Source organism: Subdoligranulum sp. APC924/74 (genome assembly GCF_003324125.1).
Lineage (GTDB): Bacteria > Bacillota > Clostridia > Oscillospirales > Ruminococcaceae > Gemmiger > Gemmiger qucibialis.
The window spans coordinates 20,931-35,579 of the sequence record NZ_PSQF01000026.1; the positions used below are offsets into that span (position 1 = coordinate 20,931).

At 55.4% G+C, this 14,649-nt stretch carries 13 protein-coding genes; 8 read left to right on the top strand and 5 right to left on the bottom strand.

From position 1 onward, the window contains the following. The first annotated feature begins 128 nt into the window (after positions 1–128). Entirely contained in the window at positions 129–476 is a 348-nt protein-coding gene (locus tag C4885_RS17300; protein WP_113999867.1) for a transposase, read from the top strand. Between the two features lie 9 nt (positions 477–485). Here C4885_RS17300 and C4885_RS08270 read toward each other — a convergent pair whose 3' ends face one another. Beyond that, positions 486–689: a hypothetical protein gene (locus C4885_RS08270; RefSeq protein ID WP_113999868.1), complete on the bottom strand. Its 204-nt coding sequence runs from the start codon at positions 687–689 to the stop codon at positions 486–488. A gap of 226 nt (positions 690–915) precedes the next feature. On the opposite strand from C4885_RS08270, the gene C4885_RS08275 reads away from it, so the two are divergent. Beyond that, the gene (locus tag C4885_RS08275) at positions 916–1,077 is read left to right on the top strand and encodes a hypothetical protein (protein ID WP_242979517.1); all 162 of its coding nucleotides are present in this window, start codon (positions 916–918) and stop codon (positions 1,075–1,077) included. A 111-nt stretch (positions 1,078–1,188) separates the two neighbouring features. Here C4885_RS08275 and C4885_RS08280 read toward each other — a convergent pair whose 3' ends face one another. Next, complete coding sequence (locus C4885_RS08280) at positions 1,189–1,701, bottom strand: carboxymuconolactone decarboxylase family protein (protein ID WP_113999869.1); 513 nt, start codon at positions 1,699–1,701, stop codon at positions 1,189–1,191. Between the two features lie 182 nt (positions 1,702–1,883). Between C4885_RS08280 and C4885_RS08285 the strand changes: the two genes are divergently transcribed. Together C4885_RS08285 and C4885_RS08290 are read left to right on the top strand one after the other, a co-directional pair. Continuing rightward, positions 1,884–3,023, top strand: a complete 1,140-nt coding sequence (locus C4885_RS08285; RefSeq protein ID WP_158538846.1) for a serine hydrolase — start codon at positions 1,884–1,886, stop codon at positions 3,021–3,023. Between the two features lie 13 nt (positions 3,024–3,036). After that, complete coding sequence (locus C4885_RS08290; RefSeq protein ID WP_113999871.1) at positions 3,037–4,230, top strand: acyltransferase; 1,194 nt, start codon at positions 3,037–3,039, stop codon at positions 4,228–4,230. Between the two features lie 582 nt (positions 4,231–4,812). Here C4885_RS08290 and C4885_RS08295 read toward each other — a convergent pair. After that, positions 4,813–5,586, bottom strand: a complete 774-nt coding sequence (locus C4885_RS08295) for an AraC family transcriptional regulator (RefSeq protein ID WP_113999872.1) — start codon at positions 5,584–5,586, stop codon at positions 4,813–4,815. Positions 5,587–5,765: 179 nt separating this feature from the next. Between C4885_RS08295 and xylB the strand changes: the two genes are divergently transcribed. The 4 genes from xylB to C4885_RS08315 all read left to right on the top strand — a co-directional run bounded on the left by xylB (position 5,766) and on the right by C4885_RS08315 (position 12,005). Next, the gene (gene xylB, locus C4885_RS08300; protein ID WP_113999873.1) at positions 5,766–7,250 is read left to right on the top strand and encodes a xylulokinase; all 1,485 of its coding nucleotides are present in this window, start codon (positions 5,766–5,768) and stop codon (positions 7,248–7,250) included. Next, the gene (locus C4885_RS08305) at positions 7,247–7,885 is read left to right on the top strand and encodes a DUF4867 family protein (RefSeq protein WP_113999874.1); all 639 of its coding nucleotides are present in this window, start codon (positions 7,247–7,249) and stop codon (positions 7,883–7,885) included. The genes xylB and C4885_RS08305 overlap by 4 nt, the downstream gene beginning before the upstream one ends. A gap of 127 nt (positions 7,886–8,012) precedes the next feature. Next, positions 8,013–9,503 (top strand): L-fucose/L-arabinose isomerase family protein, encoded by a 1,491-nt coding sequence (locus C4885_RS08310; RefSeq protein WP_113999875.1) that lies wholly within the window; start codon positions 8,013–8,015, stop codon positions 9,501–9,503. 129 nt (positions 9,504–9,632) lie between these two features. Beyond that, on the top strand, positions 9,633–12,005 hold the full coding sequence (locus C4885_RS08315; RefSeq protein ID WP_113999876.1) for a phosphoketolase: 2,373 nt from the start codon (positions 9,633–9,635) through the stop codon (positions 12,003–12,005). Positions 12,006–12,275: 270 nt separating this feature from the next. Here C4885_RS08315 and pckA read toward each other — a convergent pair whose 3' ends face one another. Both pckA and C4885_RS16735 read right to left on the bottom strand, forming a co-directional pair. Then, complete coding sequence (gene pckA / locus C4885_RS08320) at positions 12,276–13,880, bottom strand: phosphoenolpyruvate carboxykinase (ATP) (protein ID WP_113999877.1); 1,605 nt, start codon at positions 13,878–13,880, stop codon at positions 12,276–12,278. A 486-nt stretch (positions 13,881–14,366) separates the two neighbouring features. Next, positions 14,367–14,649: hypothetical protein (locus tag C4885_RS16735; protein WP_207657586.1), on the bottom strand; the 283-nt coding region annotated here is incomplete at its 5' end.

The window sequence follows — 14,649 nt, forward strand, 5'->3', positions numbered from 1 at the left end:
ACCGAAAAAAGAGCAATTTTTGACCCTTTACAGCGGGCGGCGGCTGTACTAAAATAATCCCTGCTTTGGGGGTGTGGCTTGGAAATTGAGAATTCAGGTTCCCGGCACCTCCTGGGGAGGAAAGTACCATGGCAAAAGACTTAAGGCAAGCCGTTCCCGGTGCTGCTGCAGTTCACCATGCAAGGGCAGTGAGAAATCTGCTGGACAGCTCCGGTGTTCGATACATTTATCTTCCACCATATAGTCCTGATCTGAATCCCATTGAAAAGCTCTGGTCGAAGGTGAAGTCTTTCCTTCGTAAATTCAAGGCGAGGACGCTGGATGCTCTTCCGAACGCGATACAATGTGCTTTTCAGACAGTTTCGCTTTCTGACTGCTCAGGCTGGTTCCATTCCTGCGGCTATTCGCCTTATTTTTTGAAAATTGCTATAGAAGCAGTGCAGGCACAGGTTTGGACGCGCCTGTTCTGCTTTTGATTTTAGAAATCAATAGGAACCCGCGGAGAACACATACCCGCCGCAGCGGCGGCATTGGCTCAACACGGCACGGCAAGCTTCGTCCGCCTGACGCAGATACTCTTTTTTGCGGGCGGTTTCGGCGTGCTGCTGCTCCTGCATGGCCCGCCAGCGGGGGCAGGTTTTGTGGCAGCCTTCAAACGCACAGGTACAAGTGGAACGGCAGGGAAGCATGGGACATCATCCATCCTTTCAATCCAGAGCTTGCCCAAAATGGTTTGATCTGGTCGGCAAAGAAGTATTTGACGATAATTCCAGTATATCGGGGCCAAACGGGCGTTGCCACCATGGCGGCGTTATATCTGTGTAAATTTTGCGTGAGGTTGACGGCGGTGAAGCTGCGCACTGGGTGGGGTGTTTGTCGGGATGTTGGCGGCGCGGGGCAGCATCCATATCGACCATGCTATTCTGGGCAGCGGCGGCCTGGAGCAGAACAGCCCGCTACCAGCAGCACTTTGCCCGGCCCATCCTGCACGAACAGGATTTGCAGCATGAAGAACTGCTGGCCGGCTACCCGGAGCGCTGGGGCAACCTGGTGCGGGACATCTGCCTGAGCGAGTGAGGGCCGGGAAATAAAACGATAAACTATAAAAAGAGAAGAGCTTGGCGGCTGGTATGGGCCGAGAAGCTCTTCTTTATTATATCATGATTCATATACGTGCTGGCGCTGGAATTATTCCTGCACCGGTGCGGGGTCCACGTTCAGGATGTCATTAAAATAGTTGTTGGCAATCATAAAAACACCCATTGTGGTAATTACCACAAGCTGCTCTTCAGTAAAGGTTTGCTGCATCAGGCGCATCAGGTCCTCCGGCACATGCTTGGGGTCACGGGCAATGGCGCGGCCATATTCGATCAGCAGGCGCTCATCATCGGTAAAATCAAAGGTGGCAAAGTCAATATGGTTCTTTTCCAGCAGGCGGGAAAAATAGGCGCTGCATACCAGGCAGTCATTTTGCAGCGAAATGGCGTACTCATAAAAATCTGCGGCGCGCTTGCCGATCAGCCGCTGCAGCTCACGGTCCAGCTCATAGGAGCTTTCTTCCAGCGTATGGAACGCCGTTACATTATGCAGCAGGGTCAGCTTTTCGTTGGTCAGCTGGTAGCCCTGGGCCAGGTGGTTATCCACCGCGGCGCGGACCTCCTGCGGGGCTGTGGAAAGGTCAATCTTTGAAATATATGACATAACGGGTCTCCTGTTTATGCAAAATAAACCCATTACTTAACTTGATAAGTTGGTTGATAGTGCTGCCAGTATACCACCTGCCGGGCGGTACGTCAACGCCAAACGGGCAAAAACAGGATTGCAGAGAGAAAGAATTCATGCTACACTGGCAGAAAGTGAAACTGCGAAAGGGATGCAGAACAATGGAAAAGGAACAGGCATTGCAAGCCCTATTGGATCAAGTGGTCCGGCAGGGGGATTTTATCGGTGTCAGCGCGCTCTACCTACGGGATGGCAAACAGCTGGCTTATGCACAGGCGGGCATGGCGGACCGGGAACGGGGCATCCCCTTTGCGCGGGATACCATCTGCCGGGTGTTTTCGATGAGCAAGCCCATCACGGCCTTTGCGGTGATGAAGCTATGGGAGGACGGCAAACTGGACCTGGACGCCCCGGTGGCAGCCTATCTGCCGGAGTTCGGGGATGGCGAGCATACGAACCTGACAATCAGGCAGCTGCTCTGCATGACCTCCGGGTATGGCTACAATGATAACGATTCGGTACAGTCGGCGGGGTTGGGCAGGCTGTATGATGAAATTTCGGAATCCTTTACCAAAGGCGGGCAGCGTACCACGCGTCAGGTGATTGCCGAAATGGCGAAGCTGCCGCTGCTGTACCGCCCCGGCAAGGGCTGGCGGTATGGCGTCAGCGCGGATATCCTGGCCGCAGCGGTGGAAGCCGCCAGCGGGATGAACTACCGCGATTTTTTGAAGCAGAACCTGCTGGACCCGCTGGAGATGGTGGATACGGATTTTTATGTGCCGGAAGCCAAGCGTGGCCGGTTTGCCCAAGCGTATGATTTCAATTCCGGCGCAGCGGTGCCCGATGTGGTGAACCACCTTGGCATCCAGATGAACATGAAAAGCCTACCGGAGTTCCTTTCCGGAGGGGCAGGCATGGTTTCGACCATTGACGATTATGCCCACTTTGCCACCATGCTGATGAACGGCGGCGAATGGAACGGCTGCCGCCTGCTGAAACCGGAAACGGTGCAGGCGATGGCGGAGCCGCTGCTGAACGCAGAGCAACGCAAGATTTTTGTGGGGCAGGATACCATGCGCCTTGGCATGAGCTATGGCCATTTGATGAGTGTCTGCGTTGCCCCGGAGGAAAGCCCGGTGCCGCTGCACCTGGGGGAATACGGCTGGGATGGCAAGCTGGGAACCCTGTTCACCAACGACCCTGCAACCCGCAGCAGCCTGCTGATGATGCTGCAGCGCAACGGCCCCTGGGACAGACTGGTCAACCTGCGCGTTGGCGTAAAGAAAATTTTGTGGGAATGAGGGGGATGATGGCATGGAGCCATACCGCCCGAACTGTTATAAAATACCGGAACTGAACGGCCTGCGGGTGCTGCTGGTGTTTATCGTCAGCTGGTACCACTTTTGGCAGCAATCCTGGCTGACGCCGAGCATTGGCAGTTACTCTCTGGATTATCTGCTGCGCGCCGGGTATATGCCCGTGGACGGAACGATTTTGCTTTCTGGCTTTTTGCTGTTCCTGCCCTATGCCCGTGCCATGCTGCTGGGAGAGGCGGTACCGAACACAAAACAGTTTTACCAGCGCCGCATCATACGCATTGTGCCCAGCTATTATTTTGTCACGCTGGCGCTGCTGTTTGCCGTGGCGCTGCCCTGGCACCTGTACCATAACAGCTCCGATATGGTGCGGGATGTTGTGATGCACCTGACCTTTACCCAGACGTTTAACCCGGCAACCTATATTGCAACCCCCATCGGGGTGGCTTCCTGGACCATTGCAATCGAGATGCAGGCGTATTTGATCTTCCCGCTGCTGGCGCGGTGGGCGATGAAAAATCCCCTTGGCACCCTGATGACAATGGCAGCGGGGACGTTCGCCTTCCGCGGGTGGTGCGTCTGGCGGCTGGATGAATACAATATGGTGGTCAACCAGCTGGCAAACTTTTTGGACATATACGCGCTGGGCATGGGGGCGGCACTGCTGTATGTCTGGCTGGTGCAGCGCTACCCGGCAGCGGAAAAACGCAAAGCGATGGCATGGCAGGGGATTGCAACGCTGCTGTGCGTGCTTTCCACCTGGGGGATGCTGCGCATTTTCCGGGTGCAGGCAGGGGAGAGCGGCCAGGCGGCTTTGCAGGCCGGGCAGATGATGCGCCGCCCGCTGCTGGGGCTGGCTGTTGCGGGAATCCTGCTCACCCTGCCGTTTGCGGCGCGCTCGCTACGCTTTTTGATGGGTAACCGGGTGATGGGCTGGCTGGCGGCGGTTTCGATGAACTACTACCTGCTGCACCAGAACCTGGCCGTTCACCTGAAACGGCTGGGCGTTCCACCGTCCGTCAGCGCGGAACCGAACCGGGCAGGGGAGCAGCCGTGGCAGCTGCAATATACCCTGCTGTGCTTTGGGCTGTCCCTGCTGGGGGCAGCGCTCATTACGCTGTTGATTGAAAAGCCGTGCGCGAAGGTGTTGAAAAAGATGTTTGCGCGTGGAAAAGCGGAAAACAAGGCGTAACGTGCTGTGGGAAAGCGCGGACATTGATGACCTGATAAGCAAAAAAGGCGCCGCCGGACTTTTCATCCGGTGGTGCCTTTTTGGCTATAAAGATAGAAAAGAAAACAAAGGCAATACCGCATAATTCCCGCCTGACGGCTTAAGCACCGCTCCGGCGGCTGCGGCACGGCAACTGCGTTGCCAAAATGCTCGATAATACATAAAGTATTATCTGCGCTTTTGGCTTAGCAGCTGCCGCACCTCGCTCGCCGTATTGGCACTTAGAATTATGCGGTGTTGCCCAAAGTTTATGGTGCGGCTGCAGTAGTTTGTTGCACTGGGTGACAAAATGTGATGTGCTTTTTAAGCTGCATCTGCAGCAGGCACTGCACACAACGGCAGGCGGTTGGCCCCACTTCTGAGAGGAGGTGAGAACCATGCGTTTTACATTCACTTTCTATGTTGGCCGAAAGACGATCACGCTGGGTTTAGTGGTAAAAAGCAAGAACCGCCACCCTGGCCGGTGACGGTTCTTCAATGAACTCGATAACCTAAAAGGGTCAACCGCTATAACATGCCCGGCGGGGCTGTCAATAAGTATGGCTACAGCACATTCTGCTTGCGGAAAGCGCTGGGGGTCATGCCTTTTTCTTTTAGGAACACGCGGTTAAAGCTGCGGATGGTGCCAAAGCCGCACTGTTCGGCCACCTGGGTGATGGGCAGGCTGCTGCCCTGCAGCAGCGCGGCGGCGTGGCTGATGCGGTACTGGTTGATAAAACCCTGAAAGCCGGTGTGCAGGCTGTGGTTGAAGTAGGCCGAAAGATAGGTGTAATTATATCCAAGATCACGTGCCATCTGTTCCAGCGTCAGGGTGTGGGTGTAATTCTTTTGCACATAGTCGATAATTTTGGAGGAAAGGTGGGCATCCACATCCGGCACGGGGCGCGGCTGCAAAAAGCACTGCTCCAACGCTGCACCGCAGATCAGGTAAAGCCCGGCCAGCTGCTTGCAGCGGTTGCCGCCCGGCCAGAGCAGCTCCATCAGGGGCGCAGCTTCCATGCGGAACACAGGGGTGATAAACTCCCGCTGGCCCAGCTGAGAAATAAATTCTGGCACCCAGTCGGTAGAAAACACCCATAACACGCTCTGAGATTCGCCAATGGTGCGGTAGCTGTGGATTTGGTCCGGCAGCACCAGCAGGGCTTCGCCGGGGTGAACTTCGTACTGCTCGGTTTCCAGCGTACAGGCCAGTGTGCCGGACTGCACACACAGGAATTCAAAGCTGTGGTGCAGATGCGCCGGAAAATTAAAGTTATGGTCGCGCTGGCAGTACAAATAATTGTGCTGGTCAGAACGCTCAGACTCATAGAACAGCATACGGGGGGAACCTCACTTTCTTGTTACACAAAGTTTGGCCGGGTGAAAACACCAAAACACCCAAACTTCTGTCTATTATTTTATACGCTCTTTCTTGCACTTGCAAGGGGAAATTCGGTAAAATAAAGAAAAAGCGGAGGGAACCGCAAGAAAAAACACAACGCAAAGGAGAATGGCTCATGTACTACATTGGTATCGATCTGGGTACCTCGGCAGTCAAGCTGCTGCTGATGCAGGGCGACGGGCAGATCGCCAACATTGTAAGCCGCGAATATCCCATTGCATTCCCGCATCCGGGCTGGAGCGAGCAGAACCCCGCGGACTGGTGGGACGCTGTCTGTGCAGGCATTCCGGAGCTGCTGAACGGCTTTGATGCTTCGCAGGTGGCCGGTATTGGTGCCGGCGGCCAGATGCACGGCCTGGTGGTGCTGGATGCACAGGACAAAGTGATCCGCCCCTGCATTTTGTGGAATGACGGCCGCACCCAGAAGCAGGTGGAATACCTGAACAACGTCATTGGCAAAGAAAACCTGAGCAAGTACACCGCAAACATTGCATTTGCCGGCTTTACCGCCCCCAAACTGCTGTGGATGCGCGATACCGAGCCGGAGAACTTTACAAAGATCAGCAAGATCATGCTGCCGAAGGACTACATCAACTACAAGCTGACCGGCGTACACTGCACCGATTACTCCGATGCTTCCGGCATGCTGCTGCTGGATGTGCAGCACAAGTGCTGGAGCAAAGAAATGCTGGATATCTGCGGCGTTAGCGAAGCCAAGATGCCCAAGCTGTTTGAAAGCTGGGAGCCGGTTGGCACCCTGACCGCCGAAGCTGCTGCCAAGCTGGGTTTGCCGGAAGGCGTTAAGGTCTGCGCCGGCGCCGGCGACAATGCTGCCGCTGCTGTTGGCTGCGGCGCTGTGGGCAACGGCAAGTGCAACATCTCGCTGGGAACCTCCGGTACCGTGTTCATCACCAGCAGCACCTTTGGTGTGGACAAGCAGAACGCCCTGCACAGCTTTGACCATGCAGACGGCGGCTACCACCTGATGGGCTGCATCCTGTCCGCTGCAAGCTGCAACAAGTGGTGGATGGAAGATATCCTGAACACCCAGGACTTCGGCAAGGAGCAGGAGCCCATCACCGCTGAAAAGCTGGGTGCAAACGATGTGTACTATCTGCCTTACCTGATGGGTGAGCGCAGCCCCCATAACGATCCCGCAGCCCGCGGTTCTTTCATCGGGCTGCGTATGGATTCCACCCGCGCCGATATGACCCAGGCTGTGCTGGAAGGCGTTGCCTTTGCCATCAAGGATTGTGTCGAGATCGCTCGTGCACAGGGCGTTGAGATCGCATCCAGCACGCTGTGCGGCGGCGGTGCCAAGAGCCCGCTGTGGCGCGAGATCATGGCAAATATTCTGGGCATTCCCCTGGCGCTGCCCCAGACTGAGCAGGGCCCCGGTTACGGCGGCGCCATGCTGGCAGCCGTTGCCTGCGGCGAATACGCCACGGTGCAGGAATGCGCGGATAAGCTGATCAAGATCAAGAGCGTGACCGAGCCGGATCCGGCTCTGGTTAAGAAATATGCAGCCCGCTATGAGCTGTGGCACAAGCTGTACCCGGCCCTGAAGCCGCTGTATGCAGAGATGGAGGCATTGCAATGAAGATCTATTCTGTAAATGATCCCGAATTCAAGCCTTATGGCCGTGTGGTGACCGGTCTGGAAGCTGCCAAGGCAGAGATCCTGCAGGCGCTGGCAACCACCCCGCTGCCGGAAGCTACCGACTATGTGGCCGAGGAGCCTGTTCTGCAGGGGCTGCCCGCAATGGTGGAAGTTTCCGAGCATCTGTTTGGCGGCATGCCGGTCCAGCTGGGCTGGTGCAACGGCCACAACACCAAACTGAACTGCCTGGAATACCACCGCGACAGTGAGTTCAACCTGGGCACCGAGGATTTCATCCTGCTGCTGGCCAAGATGGACGACATCACCGATGGTAAGCTGGACACCGCAAAGGTCAAGGCTTTCCGCGCACCGGCAGGCACCCTGGTGGAAGTTTACGCCACCACCCTGCATTACGCACCCTGCCATGTGGACCCGGCCAAGGGCTTCCGCGTGCTGGTTGCACTGCCGCAGGGCACCAACACCGCCAAGCCGGAAATCAAGGCTGACGGCGGTGACGACGCCCAGCTGTGGGCCTGCAACAAGTGGCTGCTGGCCCATGTTGAGAGCAGCGAAGCTGCCGCAGGCGCTTATGTCGGCCTGGAAGGCGTGAACATCGACATCGCAGACGATCTGTAAAAATAGTTAGAAGTTGGAAGGGAGGAGTTAGGAGTTACAATGTGCGTGCAGGCGCACACCATCAACTCCTACTTCCTAACTTGATATTGAGCAGAGCAAAATTAAAAAATAAACGGAGGGCAAACTTATGAAGTCTACCAACATCCCTGAAGTCAAGCTGGGCATTGTTGCCGTCAGCCGTGACTGTTTCCCCATTCAGCTGAGCGAAAAGCGCCGCGCCGCTATCGTGGCAGCCTGCCAGGCTAAGGGTCTGGACCTGTACGAGGCAAAGACCACTGTTGAGAACGAGAAGGACATGGAGAAGGCTGTTGCCGAGGTTACCGAGGCTGGCTGCAATGCTCTGACCGTTTTCCTGGGCAACTTTGGCCCCGAAACTCCGGAAACCCTGATCGCAAAGTTCTTCAACGGCCCCTGCATGTTTGTTGCAGCTGCTGAAGGCGACGGTGACATGATCAACGGCCGCGGCGATGCTTACTGCGGCATGCTGAACTGCTCCTACAACCTGGGTATGCGCCACCTGAAGGGCTACATCCCCGAATACCCCATCGGCACTGCTGATGAGATCGCTGACAAGATGATCGAGTTCGTTCCCATCGCCCGCACCCTGCTGGGTGTGCGTGATCTGAAGATCATCACCTTCGGCCCCCGCCCGCAGGACTTCTTTGCCTGCAACGCACCCATCAAGGGCCTGTACGAGCTGGGCGTTGAAGTGGAAGAGAACAGCGAGCTGGACCTGCTGGTTTCCTACAAAGAGCATGCAAATGACCCGCGCATCGAGGATGTCTGCAAGGATATGGCTGCCGAGATGGGCGAAGGCCACTACTATCCCGACCTGCTGGCCCGCATGGCTCAGTTTGAGCTGACCCTGCTGGACTGGGCAGATGCACACAAGGGCAACAAGAAGTACGTTGCTTTTGCTGACAAGTGCTGGCCTGCATTCCCCTCTCAGTTCGGCTTTGAGCCCTGCTATGTCAACTCCCGCCTGGTAAGCCGCGGCATCCCCGTTTCCTGCGAAGTTGATATCTACGGCGCTCTGTCCGAGTACATCGGCATGTGTGCTTCCGGCGATACCGTTACCCTGCTGGACATCAACAACAGCGTGCCCCAGTACATTTACGATGAGGACATCGCAGGCAAGTTTGATTACAGCCTGACCGATACCTTCATGGGCTTCCACTGCGGCAACACCCCGGCCTGCAAGATGTGCAGTGACCGTGCCGTTAAGTATCAGCTCATCCAGCACCGTCTGCTGGAGCCGGCCGGCAGCGATCCCGACTTCACCCGCGGCACCCTGGAAGGTGACATTGCACCTTCTGACATCACCTTCTACCGTCTGCAGTGCGACAGCGAGGGCAACCTGCGCTCCTATATTGCAGAGGGCGAGATCCTGCCTGTTGCTACCCGCTCCTTCGGCGGCATTGCAATCTTCGGCATCCATGAGATGGGCCGTTTCTACCGCCATGTTCTGGTCCAGAAGCGTTACCCGCACCACGGCGCCGTTGCATTCGGTCATTACGGCAAGATCCTGTTTGAGGTCCTCAAGTTCCTGGGCATTCAGGACATCGCTTACAACCAGCCCAAGAGCCTGCCGTACCCGACCGAGAATCCGTTTGCTTGATCTGGCATAAAAAGCTGAACCACAATCCAGCAACAAGAACGGAATCCACTATTTTGTTTCGGTAACAGTCACTATACTGTTAAGCGTAGGGAAAAACCGTAAAAAAACAAAAATCTAGGGAGGAACATTATGCTGAATCCGTCCGAACTGAAAAAGATCGATGCCTATTGGCGTGCCAGCAACTACCTGGCAGCAGGCCAGCTGTACCTGCTCGATAACCCCATGCTGCGCCGTCCGCTGACCCGTGACGACGTGAAGAAGAAGATCGTTGGCCACTGGGGCACCGTGCCTGGCCAGAACTTCGTTTATGTTCACCTGAACCGTGTCATCAAGAAGTACGACCAGGATATGATCCTGATCTCCGGCCCGGGCCACGGAGGAAACTTCTTTGTTGCCAACGCTTACCTGGATGGCACCTACTCTGAAGTTTACCCCAACATCAGCCGTGATGAAGAGGGCATGAAGAAGCTGTTCAAGCAGTTCTCTTTCCCCGGCGGCATCTCCAGCCACGTTGCACCCGAAACTCCGGGCTCCATCAACGAAGGCGGTGAGCTGGGCTACTCCATCGCACACGCATTTGGCGCTGTGTTCGATAACCCGGATCTGATCTGCGCAGTTACCGTTGGCGACGGCGAAGCTGAGACCGGCCCCCTGGCCACCAGCTGGCAGTCCAACAAGTTCCTGAACCCCGTGGGTGACGGCGCTGTTCTGCCCATCCTGCACCTGAATGGCTACAAGATCTCCAACCCCACCATCTTTGGCCGTATGACCCATGAAGAGATGGAGAGCTTCTTCCGTGGCTGCTCCTGGAAGCCGTACTTCGTTGAAGGCGACGACCCGATGACCATGCACGAGAAGATGGCTGAGACCCTGGATACCGTCATCGAAGAGATCCACGACATCCAGAAGCGCGCCCGTGCTGGCGAGGATATGGGCCATATCCAGTGGCCTATGATCGTTCTGCGCACCCCGAAGGGCTGGACTGGCCCGAAGGTAGTGGACGGCAAGCCCATCGAGGGCACCTTCCGTGCACACCAGGTGCCCATCGACATCACTGTCGGCACCCCGAACCAGGAAGAGCACCTGAAGCAGATCGAAGAATGGCTGCACAGCTACCATGCTGAGGAACTGTTCGACGAGAACGGCACCCTGATCCCCGAACTGCAGGAACTGGCTCCCACCGGCGACCGCCGTCTGGCTGCCAACCCGCACGCAAACGGCGGCAAGCTGCTGCGTGACCTGCGTACCCCCGATTTCAAGCAGTATGCAGTGGATATCCCGTTCCCCGGCTCTGTCGAGAAGCAGGATATGATCGAGCTGGGCGGTTACATCCGCGACGTGCTCAAGCTGAATGCTGATGCTAAAAACTTCCGCATCTTTGGACCTGACGAGACCATGTCCAACCGTCTGTACAAGTGCTTCGAAGCTACCCAGCGTGATTGGAACTCCACCATCATCCCGGGCGATGAATTCCTGGCACACGACGGCCGCATCATGGACTCCATGCTGTCCGAGCATATGTGCGAAGGCTGGCTGGAAGGCTACCTGCTGACCGGTCGTCACGGCTTCTTTGCTTCCTACGAGAGCTTCATCCGCGTGGTGGACTCCATGGTTGCACAGCATGCTAAGTGGCTGAAGGTTTGCAGCCAGCTGCCCTGGCGCCAGAGCATTGCTTCCCTGAACCTGATCCTGACCTCCAACGTATGGCAGCAGGATCACAATGGCTTCACCCATCAGGATCCCGGCTTCCTGGATCACATCGCCAACAAGAAGGCAGACGTTGTCCGCCTGTACCTGCCGCCGGATACCAACTGCTTGCTGAGCTGCTTCGACCACTGTGTCCGCAGCCGTGACTATGTCAACGTACTGGTCACCTCCAAGCATCCGCGTCCCCAGTGGCTGACCATGGAGCAGGCTGTTAAGCACTGCACCCAGGGCGTTGGCATCTGGGATTGGGCTTCCAGCGATGCAGGCGAAGAGCCGGATGTCGTCATGGCTTGCTGCGGCGATACCCCGACCCTGGAAACTCTGGCTGCTGTCACCATCCTGCGCGACGCAATGCCCGAACTGAAGATCCGCGTTGTCAACGTTGTTGACCTGATGAAGCTTGAGCCCAACACCAAGCATCCTCATGGCCTGTCTGACGCTGATTACGATGCTCTGTTCACCAAGGATAAGCCGATCATCTTCGCATTCCATGGTTACCCGACCCTGATCCATGAGCTGACCTACGAGCGTACCAACCGCAACCTGTCTGTCCATGGCTACCAGGAGGAAGGCACCATCACCACGCCGTTCGATATGCGCGTGCAGAACGAGATCGACCGCTTCCACCTGGTTAAGGATGCCCTGCAGCACCTGCCGCAGCTGGGCAACAAGGGCGCTTATCTGATCCAGCAGATGAACGACAAGCTGGTTGCTCATAAGAACTACATCCACGAAGTTGGCCAGGATCTGCCTGAGATCATCGACTGGAAGTGGCATCTGCCTGAGAACAAGTAATTTGTTCTGAACCCTTTGTTTACTAACCCCAAACCCTGAAAATATGCCGCCCGCCGCAGCCCCCTGCAAGGGGACTGCGGCGGGTGGTTTTTTGTGCCCTGATATTTTCTTCTCTTGTGCGGGCTGCTGTGCATGCTGGCCCGGCAAAATAAAAACACCCCCGCTCAGGTGCGGCACTGCTCTGCAGCAGGCCATGCGCCGGGGCGGGGGTGTTATTCGTTACAACAAATCAAGCCTTAGGCGGCTTGTGCACAGAACTTGCAGCAGAAATTACAGCTGCGGGCCGGCAGAGACCAGAGCCTTGCCGTGCTCGTTGCCTTCGTACTTGGCGAAGTTCTTGATGAAGCGGCCTGCCAGGTCCTCAGCCTTCTTGTTCCACTCAGCAGCATCTGCATAGGTGTCACGAGGATCGAGGATAGCGGGATCAACGCCGGGCAGAGAAGTGGGAACTTCGAAATCGAAGTACGGGATCTTCTTGGTCGGGGCTTCGTTGATAGCGCCGCTCAGGATAGCGTCGATGATGCCGCGGGTATCCTTGATGGAGATACGCTTGCCAGTGCCGTTCCAGCCAGTGTTGACCAGGTAAGCCTTAGCGCCGCTCTTTTCCATCTTCTTGACCAGCTCTTCAGCATACTTGGTGGGATGCAGTTCCAGGAATGCCTGGCCGAAGCAAGCAGAGAAGGTCGGGGTGGGCTCGGTGATGCCGCGCTCGGTGCCGGCCAGCTTTGCGGTAAAGCCAGACAGGAAGTAGTACTGGGTCTGAGCCGGGGTCAGGATGGAGACCGGGGGCAGAACGCCGAATGCGTCAGCAGACAGGAAGATAACATTCTTGGCTGCCGGAGCAGAAGAAATCGGGCGAACGATGTTCTGAATGTGGTTGATGGGGTAGGAAACACGAGTGTTCTCGGTCACGCTCTTATCAGCGAAATCGATCTTGCCTTCGGCGTCGAGGGAGACGTTCTCCAGCAGAGCGTTGCGCTTGATGGCGTTGTAGATGTCAGGCTCAGAATCTTTGTCCAGGTTGATGACTTTGGCGTAGCAGCCACCCTCAAAGTTGAAGACGCCGTTGTCGTCCCAGCCGTGCTCGTCGTCGCCGATCAGCAAGCGCTTCGGGTCGGTGGACAGGGTGGTCTTGCCGGTGCCGGACAGACCGAAGAAGATGGCGGTGTTCTTGCCTTCCTTATCGGTGTTGGCGGAGCAGTGCATGGAAGCCATGCCCTTCAGCGGCAGGAAGTAGTTCATCATGGAGAACATGCCCTTCTTCATCTCGCCGCCGTACCAGGTGTTGATGATAACCTGCTCATGGCTGGTGATGTTGAAGGCAACGCAGGTCTCGCTGTTCAGGCCCAGTTCCTTGTAGTTCTCAACCTTAGCCTTGGAAGCGTTGTAAACAACGAAGTCAGGCTCAAAGTTTTCCAGTTCCTCGGCGGTGGGCTTGATGAACATGTTGGTAACAAAGTGTGCCTGCCAGGCCACTTCCACGATGAAGCGAATGGCCATGCGGGTATCCTTGTTAGCGCCGCAGAAAGCGTCAACAACGAACAGGCGCTTGTTGCACAGTTCCTTCTTGGCGATATCCTTAACGGTAGCCCAGGTGCTCTCGCTCATGGGATGGTTGTCGTTCTTGTACTCGTCAGAAGTCCACCAAACGGTGTCCTTGGAGTTTTCGTCCATGACGATGTACTTATCCTTGGGGGAACGGCCAGTGTAAACACCAGTCATAACGTTGACAGCACCCAGCTCGCTGACCTGACCCTTTTCGTAGCCTACCAGTTCGGGCTTGGTCTCTTCCTCGAACAGCAGCTCGTAGGAAGGGTTGTGCACGATCTCAGTCGTGCCGGTGATGCCATACTTGGTAAGATCCAGATTTGCCATGTTACAAATACCTCTTTCCTTAAGAATGGTCATGTGTATTCTGCGCTATCCAGCCATAGAATATCACAGAAAGCAATTGAGATATACGATTGCGTATTCTCCTACCTAACATTATACATAAAAATTCGCCAAAATCAACAAACTTGGACTTAAATTCTCATAAAAGTAACAAATTTGGTAGGGAAAAGAATAGGCGGGAACCGGGAGGGGAAATAAAATGAATAGAAACTGGGAACACTGCGAGGAAAAGCCAGAGAAAAGCGGGATTGATGTGATTAGAAAGTGAGAGAGAATGCTTGAGAGTGTTGCGAGATTGCATTAATGTATAGGGGAACATGGGGGATGAATAAGGGATAGAAAGGGGATTGAATTTGATAGAATAGAGAAACCACGTTAAAGCGCCCATATGCACCCTGCCCAAAAATAAATCAAAAAAATTATGAAAAAAATCGAAAAAAGGTGTTGACAATGGTTGAAAGTGTGGTATTATAAATAAGCTGTCGCGCAAGACAGCAGCTCTTCAAAAGCCAAATAAAAGCGATGTACCAGCAAAAACGCAGCGGGGAACCGGACAGCGTGCGGGTGGAAAGCTTTTAAAAAGGCGTTTGGAAAGCTCAAAAAAATATCGAAAAAGTGCTTGACAAAAAGTACGACCTTTGATATAATAATTGAGCTGTCCGAGAGGAGAGCAAGCAGGACCTTGAAAATTGAACAATACTGAAACTTGTGGAACCTTAAACGTGATGGAAAATCACGAAAAACAATTCCA